This is a genomic window from Salinivibrio sp. MA607, from assembly GCF_001996245.1.
Taxonomy (GTDB): Bacteria; Pseudomonadota; Gammaproteobacteria; order Enterobacterales; family Vibrionaceae; genus Salinivibrio; species Salinivibrio costicola.
The window spans coordinates 19,882-34,877 of record NZ_MUFJ01000017.1; the positions used below are offsets into that span (position 1 = coordinate 19,882).

The 14,996-nt window shown below is 49.3% G+C and carries 17 protein-coding genes; 16 read left to right on the forward strand and 1 reads right to left on the reverse strand.

All coding sequences use genetic code 11. The features are described 5' to 3' along the window. Positions 1–2: 2 nt before the first annotated feature. A complete protein-coding gene (dnaA, locus tag BZG81_RS09490; protein ID WP_025744542.1) occupies positions 3–1,400 on the reverse strand; it encodes a chromosomal replication initiator protein DnaA in 1,398 nt (465 codons plus the stop codon). Positions 1,401–1,746: 346 nt separating this feature from the next. Here dnaA and BZG81_RS09495 point away from each other — a divergent pair, with 346 nt between their 5' ends. The 16 genes from BZG81_RS09495 (at position 1,747) to atpE (ending at position 14,976) form a co-directional block, all read left to right on the forward strand. Further along, a complete protein-coding gene (locus BZG81_RS09495; protein WP_025744541.1) occupies positions 1,747–2,499 on the forward strand; it encodes an amino acid ABC transporter substrate-binding protein in 753 nt (250 codons plus the stop codon). Positions 2,500–2,556: 57 nt separating this feature from the next. Continuing rightward, positions 2,557–3,228 carry an amino acid ABC transporter permease gene (locus BZG81_RS09500; RefSeq protein ID WP_077461794.1) on the forward strand — a complete coding sequence of 224 codons (672 nt, stop codon included), beginning with the start codon at positions 2,557–2,559 and terminating at the stop codon, positions 3,226–3,228. Beyond that, positions 3,225–3,971 (forward strand): amino acid ABC transporter ATP-binding protein, encoded by a 747-nt coding sequence (locus tag BZG81_RS09505; RefSeq protein ID WP_077677235.1) that lies wholly within the window; start codon positions 3,225–3,227, stop codon positions 3,969–3,971. Before BZG81_RS09500 ends, BZG81_RS09505 begins: the two co-directional genes overlap by 4 nt. A gap of 209 nt (positions 3,972–4,180) precedes the next feature. After that, positions 4,181–4,315 carry a 50S ribosomal protein L34 gene (gene rpmH / locus BZG81_RS09510; protein WP_025672864.1) on the forward strand — a complete coding sequence of 45 codons (135 nt, stop codon included), beginning with the start codon at positions 4,181–4,183 and terminating at the stop codon, positions 4,313–4,315. A 13-nt stretch (positions 4,316–4,328) separates the two neighbouring features. Continuing rightward, positions 4,329–4,700 (forward strand): ribonuclease P protein component, encoded by a 372-nt coding sequence (gene rnpA / locus BZG81_RS09515; protein ID WP_025744540.1) that lies wholly within the window; start codon positions 4,329–4,331, stop codon positions 4,698–4,700. Next, positions 4,652–4,912, forward strand: a complete 261-nt coding sequence (yidD, locus tag BZG81_RS09520; protein WP_077456636.1) for a membrane protein insertion efficiency factor YidD — start codon at positions 4,652–4,654, stop codon at positions 4,910–4,912. Before rnpA ends, yidD begins: the two co-directional genes overlap by 49 nt. Before the next feature lie 2 nt (positions 4,913–4,914). Continuing rightward, positions 4,915–6,531, forward strand: a complete 1,617-nt coding sequence (yidC, locus tag BZG81_RS09525; protein ID WP_077461792.1) for a membrane protein insertase YidC — start codon at positions 4,915–4,917, stop codon at positions 6,529–6,531. A 99-nt stretch (positions 6,532–6,630) separates the two neighbouring features. Then, a complete protein-coding gene (gene mnmE / locus BZG81_RS09530) occupies positions 6,631–7,995 on the forward strand; it encodes a tRNA uridine-5-carboxymethylaminomethyl(34) synthesis GTPase MnmE (RefSeq protein ID WP_077677236.1) in 1,365 nt (454 codons plus the stop codon). 219 nt (positions 7,996–8,214) lie between these two features. Next, positions 8,215–8,667 (forward strand): FMN-binding protein MioC, encoded by a 453-nt coding sequence (gene mioC, locus BZG81_RS09535; protein WP_077661258.1) that lies wholly within the window; start codon positions 8,215–8,217, stop codon positions 8,665–8,667. A 392-nt stretch (positions 8,668–9,059) separates the two neighbouring features. Then, positions 9,060–10,949 carry a tRNA uridine-5-carboxymethylaminomethyl(34) synthesis enzyme MnmG gene (gene mnmG, locus BZG81_RS09540; RefSeq protein ID WP_077576850.1) on the forward strand — a complete coding sequence of 630 codons (1,890 nt, stop codon included), beginning with the start codon at positions 9,060–9,062 and terminating at the stop codon, positions 10,947–10,949. A 1-nt stretch (position 10,950) separates the two neighbouring features. Next, positions 10,951–11,577: a 16S rRNA (guanine(527)-N(7))-methyltransferase RsmG gene (gene rsmG / locus BZG81_RS09545; RefSeq protein WP_077647289.1), complete on the forward strand. Its 627-nt coding sequence runs from the start codon at positions 10,951–10,953 to the stop codon at positions 11,575–11,577. Between the two features lie 13 nt (positions 11,578–11,590). Then, the gene (locus BZG81_RS09550; protein WP_025744729.1) at positions 11,591–12,388 is read left to right on the forward strand and encodes a ParA family protein; all 798 of its coding nucleotides are present in this window, start codon (positions 11,591–11,593) and stop codon (positions 12,386–12,388) included. Positions 12,389–12,396: 8 nt separating this feature from the next. Continuing rightward, positions 12,397–13,287, forward strand: a complete 891-nt coding sequence (locus BZG81_RS09555; RefSeq protein WP_077661257.1) for a ParB/RepB/Spo0J family partition protein — start codon at positions 12,397–12,399, stop codon at positions 13,285–13,287. Positions 13,288–13,467: 180 nt separating this feature from the next. Next, on the forward strand, positions 13,468–13,857 hold the full coding sequence (locus BZG81_RS09560; RefSeq protein WP_077461786.1) for a F0F1 ATP synthase subunit I: 390 nt from the start codon (positions 13,468–13,470) through the stop codon (positions 13,855–13,857). Between the two features lie 8 nt (positions 13,858–13,865). Beyond that, positions 13,866–14,654 carry a F0F1 ATP synthase subunit A gene (gene atpB / locus BZG81_RS09565; protein ID WP_025744730.1) on the forward strand — a complete coding sequence of 263 codons (789 nt, stop codon included), beginning with the start codon at positions 13,866–13,868 and terminating at the stop codon, positions 14,652–14,654. A 70-nt stretch (positions 14,655–14,724) separates the two neighbouring features. Beyond that, a complete protein-coding gene (gene atpE / locus BZG81_RS09570) occupies positions 14,725–14,976 on the forward strand; it encodes a F0F1 ATP synthase subunit C (RefSeq protein ID WP_025672872.1) in 252 nt (83 codons plus the stop codon). The last annotated feature ends 20 nt before the right edge of the window (positions 14,977–14,996 follow it).

Below are 14,996 nucleotides of genomic sequence, written 5' to 3' on the forward strand. Positions count from 1 at the left end.
AATTAGGACGACAATGTTCGAATCAGGTTAGAGTAATCTTCTTTAATATCGTGACTTTCTTCACGCAGTTGCTCAATTTTACGGCATGCATGCAATACGGTTGTATGGTCACGACCGCCAAAGGCATCACCAATTTCTGGCAAGCTGTGGTTGGTCAGCTCTTTCGATAAGGCCATCGCCATTTGACGAGGGCGTGCAACCGAGCGAGACCGGCGCTTAGATAACAAATCCGCCATCTTGATTTTATAATATTCTGCCACGGTTTTCTGAATATTATCGATAGTGACCAGCTTTTCTTGTAGCGCCAACAAATCGCGCAACGCTTCCCGAACGAAATCAATGGTGATCGCGCGGCCGGTAAAGTTGGCGTTGGCAATGACACGATTAAGCGCCCCTTCCAGTTCACGGACATTCGACCGCAACCGCTTAGCAATAAAGAAGGCAACTTCATCCGGCAAACGAATCGCGTGGTCTTCTGCCTTTTTCATCAAGATCGCCACACGCGTTTCCAATTCAGGCGGTTCGATAGCAACCGTCAGGCCCCAACCAAAGCGTGATTTCAAGCGATCCTCAACCCCATTGATTTCTTTTGGGTAGCGATCGGAGGTCAAAATGATCTGCTGATTCCCCTCAAGCAAGGCATTAAAGGTATGGAAAAACTCTTCTTGTGAGCGCTCTTTATTGGCAAAAAACTGAATATCATCGATCAAGAGTGCATCCACGCTACGGTAGTAGCGCTTAAACTCTTCGATGGCGTTGTTCTGCAGTGCTTTGACCATGTCTTGCACAAACCGCTCAGAGTGCATGTAAACCACGCGAGCATCTGCCTTTCGATCGGAAATAGCATTCCCCACCGCATGGAGCAAGTGCGTTTTACCCAGCCCCGTCCCACCATACAAAAACAGCGGATTATATGCCGCTCCCGGGTTTCCCGAGACCTGCCGTGCCGCCGCGAGTGCAAGCTGGTTCGATTTACCTTCCACAAAGTTATTAAACTTGTGTTTCGGATTCACGTTGGAGCGATGATTGACATCCGATTGCACCGGTGACGGTGCCGGCTCCCAAACGCGTCCACGAGTGGGGGCAGGGGCCGCTTGTTGAGGCGCAGGGGCTGACGCCGGGCCAGCTGGCGCAGATTGCGGCGCAGCAGCAACCGGTTTACTGCCCACTTCAAAGCGCAGCATAGGCACGTCGACACCACAAAACTCATTCAGCAGTTGATTAATCTGATGCAAATATTTATCCCGCACCCAATCAAGCACAAAACGGTTAGGGGCAAACAGGGTCAACGTATTGTCATTGAGTTCGGCTTGAAGTGGCCGTACCCACATACTAAATTCTGTTGCAGGTAAATCATCTTGAAGCCGTTCAAGACACTGCAACCAAAGCGATGATGACACGTTTGACTCCACGCAGTTATACCGAAAAGGAAAAGGTCATAATGGTACTCCTGTCGCGCCCAGATCGCTACCCACAAGATCCCGAAATCAGTGAATAAGATCCGACTTATGCACATAGATCCCACAGATAACCCAGAGATCGCCACAGCCTACCCGCTTTTTACTCACAACATTACGCACATGGTCGTCGTGACCAGTCCGAGAATTCGAGGCCATGTCCCGCATCGATCCGACTCACGCCTGTTAATACGTTATTACTCATAACAACAAGGTATTTCTCGTCCCCTCTTCGCCCCTCTATATTACGTTTCCTATCAATATTGATGTGGTTATTACGGAGTTTTTCATGACTAAATGGATCCTCAACGCCCTGCTCAGCCTGAGCATGGTGATTTCAGTCCCCGCTTTTGCATCAGACACCGTCAAAGTGGGCATGTCTGGCCGATACTTTCCTTTTACCTTTGTCAAACAAGACCAACTACAAGGGTTTGAAGTCGACCTTTGGGATGAGATTGGTCAGCGTAATGACTACGATATCGAGTATGTAACGGCTAACTTCTCGGGCTTATTTGGGCTTTTACAAACTGGCCGTATCGATACGATTTCAAACCAAATCACTATCACCGATGAGCGCCAAGCGAAATATTTGTTTACCAACCCGTATGTCGTCGATGGGGCGCAAATCACGGTTCGTAAGGGCAATGACGCGATTCAGTCCGTCGCAGATTTAAAAGACAAGACGGTCGCGGTGAACTTGGGCTCTAACTTTGAGCAACTCCTTCGCGATCATTCAGCGTCCGATGATATCCATATCAAAACCTACGAAACCGGTATTGAGCACGATGTGGCCCTGGGCCGTGCCGATGCGTTTATTATGGACCGCCTCTCCGCACTACAATTGATCAAAGAGTCGGGCTTGCCTCTACAATTAGCGGGTCAGCCTTTTGAAACCATTGCCAACGCCTGGCCATTTGTTGACAACGACCGCGGCCAGCGCTTACGTGATGAGGTGAACACAACACTCGTCAACATGCGTGATGACGGCACGTTAGCCGATATTTCGATCAAGTGGTTTGGTGCTGACGTCACCCAAAAGTAAGTATTCACCAACATTAAAAAGCCCGCGTTGGCGGGCTTTTTTGTTTAAAGGACTCTCATGGCGTTTGATTTCGATTATATGGTCTCGCTGTTCCCTCTATTGCTTAGCTATTTAGGGATCACCATGGAAATGGCCTTTTTGGGGCTACTTTTCTCCCTCGCCTTAGCCGTCGCCATCGCCTTAATTCGCGTCTTTCGTGTCCCTGGGTTAAATGGCTTAGCGCAAATCTTCATTAGTTTCTTTCGCGGCACCCCTTTATTGGTGCAGTTGTTTTTGCTCTATTATGGCTTACCACAGGTGATCCCCAGTTTAGTGGGGATGGATGCCTTTACTGCAGCCGTGATTGGGATCAGTTTGCACTTTTCTGCCTATATGGCCGAATCGATTCGTGCCGCAATTCTCGGGGTCGATCGCAGTCAGATGGAAGCAAGCTTAGCCATCGGCATGACGACGCGACAAGCCATGCAACGCATTATTTTACCGCAAGCCGTGCGCATTGCTCTGCCGTCGTTGATGAACTATTTCATCGATATGATTAAAGCCACCTCTCTCGCTTTTACACTAGGCGTGACCGAAATCATGGCACAAGCGCAAATGGAAGCCTCATCCAGTTTCAAGTTTTTTGAAGCCTACTTGGCCGTCGCGCTCATTTACTGGGCGATCGTGGTCGCACTCACCCGCGTGCAATATTGGGCCGAAGCACACCTCAATAAGGCGTATCAACGATGATAAAAATAGAAAAGTTGAAAAAAGTCTATCAGGGCATCGCTGTTCTCGATGGGATTGATTTGACTATCGAACGTGGCGAAATCGTTTGTATTATTGGTCCAAGTGGTACTGGGAAATCTACTTTATTGCGCTGCATTAATTTCCTAGAGCGTGCAGAACAAGGCGTGATAACAATCGGCGAACAACGCGTCGATAGCGGCAATTCAGCCACTCCAAAAAAGGACATTCTGGCGTTGCGGCGTCAAACTGGGTTTGTATTCCAAAACTATGCCTTGTTTGCCCACCTGAGCGCACGCGATAACATTGCTGAAGGCCTGCGCACTGTAAAAGGATGGCAAAAAGCTAAAGCCCGCCAGCGCGCGCAACAGATTTTGGACGATATCGGGCTTGGCGATAAAGGCGACCACTATCCGGCCTCTTTATCGGGTGGCCAACAACAACGCGTAGGGATTGGCCGTGCGATGGCGCTGGAAGCCGAGCTACTGCTTTTCGATGAGCCAACATCCGCGCTCGATCCAGAATGGGTAGGCGAGGTGTTAGCGCTAATGAAAAAGCTCGCCACTCGCCACCAAACCATGCTGGTGGTGACCCACGAGATGCAGTTTGCGCGTGATGTTGCTGATCGTGTGGTATTTATGAACGATGGCAATATTATCGCTCAGGGCACACCGGATTGGCTGTTTAATCACTGTGATGATCCCCGATTGCATAAGTTTTTGAATCAAGTCGGGATCACCGCTTAATTTGCGATCAGTTGGCAAGGATCCTTGCGATCTGCGACTAAGCGCTTATAATTCACGGCCCGAAGTGGCGTGGGTTTTGTGATTGACTAATCGTTAGTCAATGGCTACAATCCGCCCTCTTTGTTGAGAGGCGTCGGAGACAAGCATACTGCTATCCTCCCACGTCGGGTTAACAAACCTAACACTGATCAGTAATAAAGGTAGAAACCATGAAACGCACTTTTCAACCTTCAGTTCTAAAGCGTAAGCGCACTCACGGTTTCCGTGCGCGCATGGCGACTAAGAACGGCCGTAAGGTCATTGCCGCTCGCCGTGCGAAAGGCCGCAAGCAGCTTTCTAAATAATCCGTAGTGATTTGTGAATAAGCTCGCTTATCCTCGGGAGTTACGTCTGCTAACTCCCGAACATTTCAGTGCCGTCTTTCAGCAACCTCATCGCGCAGGTTCGCCGCACTTGACTATACTCGCCAGAAACACCGCGCTCGAACACCCACGTCTCGGTCAAGCTGTCCCGAAAAAGCAAATCAAACTTGCCGTTGATCGCAACCGCTTTAAACGTGTGGTTCGCGAGAGTTTTCGTTTACGTCAGCATCAACTGCCGGCGAAAGACTTTGTGGTTATCGCGAAAAAAAGTGCCAACAACCTGAGTAATCAAGCGCTGCGAGACGAATTGGACAAGTTATGGCAACGTTTGTCGCGACCGCCGCGCAAAAAGCGCTCATCGCGCTGATTCGGGGATACCAACTGGTGATTAGCCCATTAATTGGGCCACGATGCCGGTTCACACCAACCTGCTCCCATTACGCCATCATGGCGATTCAATCCCATGGTGTGATAAAAGGGTGTTGGTTGGCAGGCAAACGTCTATTAAAATGCCACCCTTTGAATGATGGCGGCTACGATCCTGTACCGCCTTGCGACCACCATAACAGAGACAATTAACAATGGATTCCCAACGCAATATCCTGTTGATTGCCCTATTGTTCGTTTCTTTCATGCTATACATGGAATGGAGCAAACCAGAATCCCCGCAGCCGCAGGGACAGGGCGTTGAGCAGCAGCAAACGACTCACAGTGACGTGCCAAGCAGCAATGACGGTAACGATACCACGTCTCTTGATGCACAGCCTGTCTCTGACAAGCTCGTCACCATCAAAACCGACGTATTAACACTGAAAATTGATACGCAAGGCGGTGATGTTGTCCATGCCGAGCTTCCACAATACGATGCTGAGCTGGACTCTGATAATGCCTTCACCCTGCTACATACTAAGCCAGATCATACCTTTGTCGCCCAAAGTGGTTTAATTGGTGCCAATGGCATTGATACCGCTGAAGGCCGCGCACAATACCAGGTGACCCAGAACGACTTCTCTCTCTCAGACGATCAAGACACTTTGCGCGTCCCGATGACAGTCGAAAAAGAAGGGATCAGTTATACCAAAACCTTTGTATTTAAACGTGGTAGTTATGCGGTAGACGTTGAGCATACAATCAATAACCAAACCGATGCGAATGCCAGCGTCACTATGTACACCCAGCTCAAACAAAACTTGCTGGATGATGGTGGTAGCCTAACCATGCCGACTTATCGCGGCAGCGCTTACTCAACGGACGACAAGCGTTACGAGAAGTACAGCTTTGATGACATGGAAAGCAAAAATCTCAGCGTAACCTTTGATCAAGGTTGGGCGGCCATGATTCAACACTACTTTGCCACCGCGTGGATCCCACGAGCCGACAATAATGTGTTGAGCACACGTACCACCTCGCAATACGGTTATATTCAGACCAAAACCAGTGACACCATTCCTGCTGGTACCAGTAAGACCCTAACGGCAACTCTATGGGTTGGCCCGAAACTGCAAGAACAAATGGCCGCCGTGGCGCCAAGCTTGGATCTTGTGGTCGACTATGGTTGGCTCTGGTTTATCGCCAAGCCTTTGCATTGGTTGCTATCAACCATTCAGACCTTTGTCGGTAACTGGGGTCTATCAATCATTATGCTGACCTTTATCGTCCGTGGTGCCATGTACCCGCTTACCAAAGCGCAGTACACCTCGATGGCGAAAATGCGCATGCTGCAGCCTAAACTGCAAGAAATGAAAGAGCGTATTGGTGACGACCGTCAGCGCATGAGCCAAGAAATGATGGAGCTGTACAAGCGCGAAAAAGTTAACCCACTGGGTGGCTGCCTACCGCTAGTGCTGCAAATGCCGATCTTCATTGCGCTCTATTGGGCATTGATGGAATCGGTCGAACTACGTCACGCACCTTTCTTTGGTTGGATTCAAGACTTGTCAGCACAAGACCCTTTCTATGTGCTACCCCTGTTGATGGGGGCGTCTATGTTCCTGATTCAGAAGATGAGTCCAACCACGGTCACCGATCCGATGCAGCAGAAGATCATGACCTTTATGCCCGTGGTCTTCACCTTCTTCTTCTTGTTCTTCCCATCCGGTCTGGTTCTATACTGGTTGGTATCGAACGTGGTCACGCTGCTCCAACAGACGTTAATCTACAAGTCGTTGGAGAAAAAAGGCCTGCATTCGCGCTCGTAACTCAGGCCGCGTCAAGCAATAATAAAAAGGCGACCTGGCGGTCGCCTTTTTCACGTTAATGGCCCACAGGCCTGTCACTGCAATCATAGAGTGTGCATTATGGCTCAAACAGACACTATCGTGGCGCAAGCCACAGCAACTGGCCGGGGCGGCGTGGGAATCGTTCGCGTGTCTGGCCCCCTCGCCCATGAGATTGGCAAAAATATGACCGGACGTGAGCTGGTGCCTCGTCGTGCTGACTACCTCCCCTTTCTCGACCAGGATGGTCAGCCTATCGATCAAGGCATCGCGCTATTCTTTAAAGGCCCTCATTCATTCACGGGCGAAGACGTGCTTGAACTGCAAGGCCACGGTGGCCCCGTTATCATGGATATGCTCATCCAAAGGATTAGCGCCTTTGACGGGGTACGAGCCGCTCGCCCGGGAGAATTCTCTGAACGCGCTTTTTTAAATGATAAGTTGGATCTCGCGCAAGCAGAAGCCATTGCTGACTTGATTGATGCCAGCTCTGAGCAAGCCGCACGTTCGGCGCTACAGTCGCTACAAGGCGCCTTCTCTAGCCAGGTGAACGCGCTGGTGGAAAAGGTCATTCACCTGCGCATTTACGTCGAAGCCGCAATTGATTTTCCCGATGAAGAAATCGATTTTCTCTCCGATGGTAAGGTCGCCAGCGATCTCAATCACATTATTGAGCACCTCGCCACACTGCGTAAAGAGGCCAACCAAGGCGCCATCATGCGTGAAGGAATGAAAGTGGTAATCGCTGGCCGCCCAAATGCAGGTAAATCGAGCTTACTCAATGCCTTGTCGGGGAAAGACAGTGCCATCGTCACCGATATTGCCGGGACTACTCGCGATGTGCTGCGTGAACACATTCATCTCGACGGTATGCCTTTGCATATTATTGATACCGCAGGCCTACGTGACGCTACCGACGAGGTCGAACGCATCGGCGTGGAAAGAGCGTGGGACGAAATAGAACAAGCAGACCGCGTTTTATTTATGGTGGATGGCACCACCACTGACGCTACCGATCCACATGATATCTGGCCTGACTTTGTCTCCCGTTTACCTCAAGATATGGGCATGACGGTGATCCGTAATAAAGCCGACATGACGGGCGAGCCTATGGGCCACTGCGATACCAACCACCCAGCGCTTATCCGCCTTAGCGCTAAAACAGGCCAAGGCGTCGATGCACTCCGCCAACACCTCAAAGCCTGTATGGGCTACGCAGGAGGCAGTGAAGGGGGTTTTATGGCACGTCGCCGCCACTTAGACGCACTCGCCAGTGCAGCCGCACACCTGGACATTGGTCAAACACAACTAGAAGGTTACATGGCCGGTGAAATATTGGCGGAAGAGTTACGCTTGACCCAGCAGTACCTCAACACCATTACTGGCGAATTTAGTGCCGATGACTTATTAGGAAAAATCTTCTCCTCATTTTGTATCGGCAAATAATTATCCCCAACCTGATCACGGGATCCTTACACAAAGGATCCCTTTATCCTACTGTGTTGATCGCGGTTATCCTTGTTATAAGATCATAAGTTATCCCCATAGTTTTCACCATGATCCCCTCGACTGCATCCCCGAAGATACCCGCAATATTCAGCAAGAATTGACTCCCAGGAACAAGGTCTCAATACTAGGCAAGAGACTCTTAATCGTGAGGATAATATGGCGAATATAACAATTATTACAGGCAGTACCTTGGGCGGCGCGGAATATGTTGGCGATCACCTGTCAGATCAACTACAGGCAAAGGGGTACCAAACAGCTGTTATCAATGAGGGGATCCTCGATGATGTATTGGGCGCCAGCACGCTCTTAGTCGTCACATCGACTCATGGCGCTGGCGACTTCCCCGAGAGCATCGCCCCTTTGATGGAACAGCTAATGACCGAACGTCCGATGCTACGTGCGTTGAAATACGGGGTGGTTGGCATTGGCGATTCTAGTTATGACACCTTTTGTGAAGCTGGCATGAAAGCAGACGCCCTATTACAAGATCTCGGGGCCGTCAAAATTGGCGAACGAATCGACATCGATATTCAAGCTCATCCGGTGCCTGAAGATGAAGCGGAACGCTGGTTAACCGATTGGGAGCCATTACTTCAGGCATCTAAGTGAACAATAATTAATCAAACAGACTGTGGATAACTAAGGAATAACCCAGTGATCTTCCTTTAGTTATCCATTTGATAGTTTTTCTTTTCGATCGCCCTGTGGATAAAAGGGCATTTTGATCCCAGGTGATACAGGATCCGATCCAAGGCCACCCACAGAAAGTGATCGTTCCAAGATCCTTGATCTCAATGATCTTTTACCGCTTATCCACTGAGATCCGCTTCCTTAGTAGTAGATCTAATAAAGGATCTATATAAAGATCTTATATATATAAAGCGAAAGCCTTAAGAAGATCAGGATCAAGGTTTGGTTCCTTGTTGAGAGAAAAAGCGCTAGAATGTCGCCCCTTTTGCTTAGTTCATGCGCAAACACTTAACCAGGTTGAGGCTTTAATCATGTTTTACCAGGATCACTTTGACGTCATCGTTGTGGGTGGTGGCCATGCTGGTACCGAGGCAGCACTAGCCGCCGCTCGAATGAATCAAAGAACGTTGTTATTAACCCATAATATCGACACTTTGGGACAAATGTCGTGTAACCCTGCGATTGGCGGGATCGGGAAAGGACACCTGGTAAAAGAAATTGATGCCCTAGGCGGTGCGATGGCGCAAGCTATCGACAAAGGCGGGATCCAGTTTAGAACCCTGAACGCGTCGAAAGGACCCGCAGTACGAGCAACACGAGCACAAGCTGATCGTGCGTTGTACAAAGCGGCAATCCGCCATACCCTGGAAAACACGCCACACCTATCCCTTTTCCAACAAGCCGTGGTGGATTTGATCGTCGATCAGGATCGCGTCACTGGGGTAGAAACAGAAATGGGACTGAAATTCAGCGCAACCACTGTGGTGTTGACTGTCGGTACCTTTTTAGGTGGAAAAATCCATATTGGTATGGATAACTACTCCGGAGGGCGCGCTGGAGATCCACCGTCGAACAAGCTCGCCGATCGCCTACGTGCACTGCCGTTTCGCGTCGATCGTTTAAAAACGGGAACGCCACCGCGTATCGATGCGCGTTCAGTCGATTTCTCTGTGATGCAAACCCAACATGGTGATACACCACGTCCGGTCTTTTCGTTTATGGGCGATGTCAGTCAACATCCTCAACAAATGCCTTGCTATATCACGTATACCAATGAAAAAACCCATGACGTGATTCGAGAAAACTTATCTCGAAGCCCAATGTATGCCGGTGTCATTGAAGGGATTGGTCCACGCTATTGCCCATCGATTGAAGACAAAGTGATGCGCTTTGCCGACAAAGACAAACATCAGATCTTTGTTGAACCTGAAGGGCTAACCAGCAATGAGCTGTATCCAAATGGTATTTCCACCAGCTTACCGTTTGATGTGCAGATGGGGATCATTCAATCGATCAAAGGCTTTGAAAACGCCAAAGTGATCCGCCCAGGTTATGCGATCGAGTATGACTTTTTCGATCCTCGCGATCTTAAGCAAACACTAGAAACCAAATTTATTAGCGGGTTATTCTTTGCCGGACAAATCAACGGCACCACCGGCTATGAAGAAGCGGGGGCTCAAGGGTTGCTGGCAGGATGTAACGCGGCGCTGCAAGCACAAGGCAAAGACGGTTGGAGCCCGCGTCGCGACCAAGCGTATATGGGCGTATTGATTGATGATCTCTCTACCATGGGCACGCAAGAGCCCTACCGTATGTTTACGTCGCGTGCTGAGTATCGCCTATTGCTGCGTGAAGATAATGCGGATATGCGTTTGACGGAAAAAGGCCGTGAGCTCGGTTTGGTCGATGATACGCGCTGGGCGCGTTTTAACCAGAAAATGGAAAACATGGAGCAAGAGCGTCAACGGTTACGTGGCACATGGATCCATCCCCATTCTGACGATGTGGCAGCACTGAACGCGATGCTCAAAACACCGTTAACACGCGAAGCGAATGGCGAAGATCTCCTGCGTCGTCCTGAGTTGCGGTATCGCGATATTGTGACATTGCCAAGTTTTGAACCGGCTCATGCGGATCAGCAAGCCAGTGAACAGGTGGAAATTCAGGTGAAATATGCGGGGTATATTGACCGTCAGCAAGATGAAATTGCTAAATCACAACGTCATGAAAATACCGAATTACCCACTGATCTCGATTACGACCACATAAAAGGTTTATCGAACGAAGTGAAAGGTAAGCTCGCCGATGCGCGCCCTGAAACCGTGGGTAAAGCTTCACGTATCTCTGGCGTCACGCCGGCGGCGATCTCCATTTTGCTTGTCCATTTGAAAAAGCAAGGCATGCTGAAAAAAGGGGCATAAAATGGAACAACAACTCGAATATGGGCTGGCGCAAGCTGGCCTTGTCCTGTCAGCACAACAGCAACAGCAGTTACTGGACTACGTGCGTCTGCTGCACAAATGGAATAAAGCTTACAATTTAACCTCGGTCCGTCATCCTGACGACATGGTGGTGAAACATATTCTTGATAGTCTCGTTGTCTCGCCCCACCTCAAAGGCCAACAGTTTATCGATGTCGGCACAGGACCGGGACTACCAGGCATCCCATTGGCCATTGCTAATCCGGACAAACAGTTCACCCTATTGGACAGTTTGGGTAAACGGATTCGTTTTATTCGCCAAGTTCTTCACGAACTTGGGCTGACAAATGTGACCCCGGTCCAAAGTCGGGTGGAAGACTTTACCCCTGAGCATGGATTTGATGCTGTACTCAGTCGCGCCTTTGCATCGATGAGCGACATGGTGAGCTGGTGTCACCACTTACCGCATGCGCAAGGATGCTTCTATGCGTTGAAAGGACAAGTGGACCAACAAGAAATTGATGCGCTTCCTGCTGATTGTTCTGTGACCGATATCAAAGCTTTGAAGGTACCGGGATTGGAAGGGGCGCGTCATCTAGTAATCTTGAGAGCTAAGAGTAACGAGTAGAGGTCGAAAGCACGTGGGTAAAGTTATCGCGGTAGCAAACCAAAAGGGCGGCGTGGGTAAAACCACCACGAGTGTCAATCTCGCAGCATCACTGGCTGCCACCAATCGCAAGGTGCTACTGATCGATTTGGACCCACAAGGCAATGCGACCATGGCGAGTGGCATCGATAAGTACGATGTCCATGCAACGGCCTATGACCTACTCATTGAAGAAACACCGTTCGAACAAGTTGTGGTTGAAAATACGGCGGGAAGTTATCACCTTGTCGCTGCCAACGGTGATGTGACAGCAGCAGAAATAAAACTCATGGAAGTGTTCGCTCGAGAGGTTCGTCTACGCACGATGCTCGAGACTGTCGTTGACCGTTATGATTATATTTTTATTGACTGTCCCCCTTCCCTGAACCTTCTGACCATCAATGCGATGACTGCGGCTAATTCCGTTCTTGTCCCGATGCAATGTGAGTACTTTGCCCTGGAAGGACTGACTGCTTTAATGGATACCATTAGCAAGCTGGCAAGCGTGGTGAACGCCGACCTTCACGTTGAAGGTGTCTTGCGCACTATGTACGACCCAAGAAACCGATTAGCGACCGAAGTATCGGATCAGATCAAAAAACACTTCGGTGATAAGGTGTATCGTACAGTGATTCCCCGCAATGTGCGGCTCGCGGAAGCGCCAAGTCATGGCCGACCCGCCATGTACTACGACAAACTATCGAGCGGTGCTAAAGCCTACCTCGCCCTTGCGGGTGAAATTCTGCGTCGCGAAGAGCAAGCTCGCTCCTCGCCAGACGCTGTCAATGCCTGAGGAAAACAATGAATTCAGCGAAACGCGGGCTTGGAAAGGGCCTCGACGCCCTATTGGCGACCAGTGCACAGGCACAGTCTTCACAAACAGTGGTCCCTGAATCGACCGATACCAGCAATAGCGAATTACAACAGTTATCGGTCACCGTGCTGGAGCCGGGTCAGTATCAGCCGCGCCAAGGCATGGCTGAAGACGCACTGGAAGAACTGACGGAGTCAATTCGCGCTCAAGGTGTGATTCAACCTTTAGTCGTGCGTCAGATCGCGGCGGGACGCTATGAGATCATCGCCGGTGAACGTCGTTGGCGAGCCGCTAAACAAGCAGGATTAAAGCAAGTCCCTTGTTTGGTACGAGAAATGAGCAATAAGGTCGCGAGCGCGGTCGCTTTAATTGAAAACATTCAACGCGAAAACTTGAATGCCATGGAAGAAGCGCAGGCATTGGCGCGCTTAGTGGATGAATTTGAACTGACTCACCAACAGCTTGCTGAGTCACTGGGAAAGTCTCGGACCACTATTAGTAACCTACTTCGGTTAAATGGTTTGGAATCCGGGGTGCGGCAATTGCTGCTTAACAAACAACTCGAAATGGGCCACGCACGTGCCTTGCTGGCACTGGAAGGCGACGTACAAATTGATGCGGCTTTGACTGCGGTCAATAAGAAAATGACGGTTCGCCAAATAGAAAAACTGGTAAAAAAAATGCTTTCGCCACCAGTTGAAGCGAAAAAGCCTAAATTATCACCTGAAGTTGAAGCCCTTCAGCAACGCCTAGGCGATAAATTTGGCGTGAGTGTCGCTTTAACACAACAGAAAAACGGCAGTGGAAAATTAGTGATTAATTTCGAAGAATCTGAAAAGTTAGCGCAAATTCTTGCAATTTTCGACGAAGAAATGTGACTTATGCCAGTCGCTTTTTGTTACATAAAAGTGCTTACTGTGATCAGGTTACGCTGTTGTAAAATTTTCCCTGCTTTTTTACATTGATGCGATTGCATTAGTCGGGGCGAAACGTATAATTTTTGCTGTTTTCCCAGCACGGCAACAGTGCTAAGTGGAACGGAATCGAGGAACAAATACATGGTATCGACGCTCGCGCGGCCGGGTCGTGAAATCGCGACAAAATTGGTGCTTTTGCAGGCTGGCGTCGTATTAGCAACGGCAATCTTGATGGCACTTGCTATCAATGTCGACTGGGGAAAATCCGCGTTAATCGGTGGGGGTATCTTTGTGATAGCCAATGCTGTGTTTGCGTCGTGTGCTTTCCTCTTTAGTGGGGCAAGAGCTGCAAAATTTGTGGTCGCGTCCTTCTTTGGCGGTGAAGTCTTAAAAATTTCACTGACCGTCGTCCTGTTTGTCCTTGCTTACCTGTATGTCGAGGTGGAACTTGTTCCCCTCAAACTGGCCTATTTGCTGGCATTAGGGATTAATATCTTTGCGCCAGTTTTATTCATTAACAACAACAAATAGGATGAGTTATGGCTGCGTCAGGTGATGCGCTTACACCGTCTAGCTACATCACTCACCACCTGACACACTTGTCAAGCGGTGAGGGGTTTTGGGCGGTTCATATTGATAGCCTGTTTTTCTCTGTCCTCATCGGTATCGTCTTCTTAGGCATTTTCCGATCAGTGGCAAAGAAAGCATCGACAGGTGTCCCGGGTAAGCTTCAGTGTTTTGTCGAAATCTTGGTTGAATTCGTTGATGACAATGTCCGCGAAACCTTCCATGGACGCAATCCGCTGATCGCACCTTTGGCCCTGACTATCTTCGTCTGGATATTCCTGATGAATACGATGGACTTAATTCCTATCGATTTTCTTCCTTATCCGGCGGAACACTGGTTGGGTATTCCATATTTAAAAGTGGTTCCAACTGCAGACGTAAATATCACCCTTGCAATGGCGCTGGGCGTGTTCTTCTTGATGATTTTTTACAGCATCAAGATAAAGGGTATCGGTGGCTTTGCTAAAGAGCTAGCGTTACACCCGTTTAATCACCCGATCATGATTCCGTTCAACCTCCTGTTGGAGATAGTTTCGTTACTGGCGAAGCCTATTTCTCTTGGGATGCGTCTGTTCGGTAACATGTTTGCCGGTGAGGTGGTATTTATTCTTATCGCGGCGTTACTGCCGTGGTGGGCGCAATGGCTGGGTTCTGTGCCGTGGGCAATTTTCCACATTCTAGTCATTACGATTCAAGCCTTTGTCTTTATGATGTTGACCGTCGTGTATCTCTCGCAGGCGCACGAAGACTCAGATCATTGATGACATTTTTTAGAAAGCAATTTGTTAGTCATTATTGGCTTATAGCCGACAACGAAAACTGGAGATAGTGATGGAAACTTTATTGAGCTTTTCTGCAATTGCCGTGGGCATCATTGTAGGTCTTGCTTCCCTTGGTACTGCGATTGGTTTCGCCCTGCTGGGTGGTAAATTCCTTGAAGGTGCAGCACGTCAACCTGAGATGGCTCCTATGCTGCAAGTTAAGATGTTCATCATCGCGGGTCTTCTTGATGCGGTTCCAATGATCGGTATCGTAATTGCACTGCTGTTCACGTTCGCGAACCCATTCGTAGGTCAACTGTAAACTGGCTAATAGCTGAACAG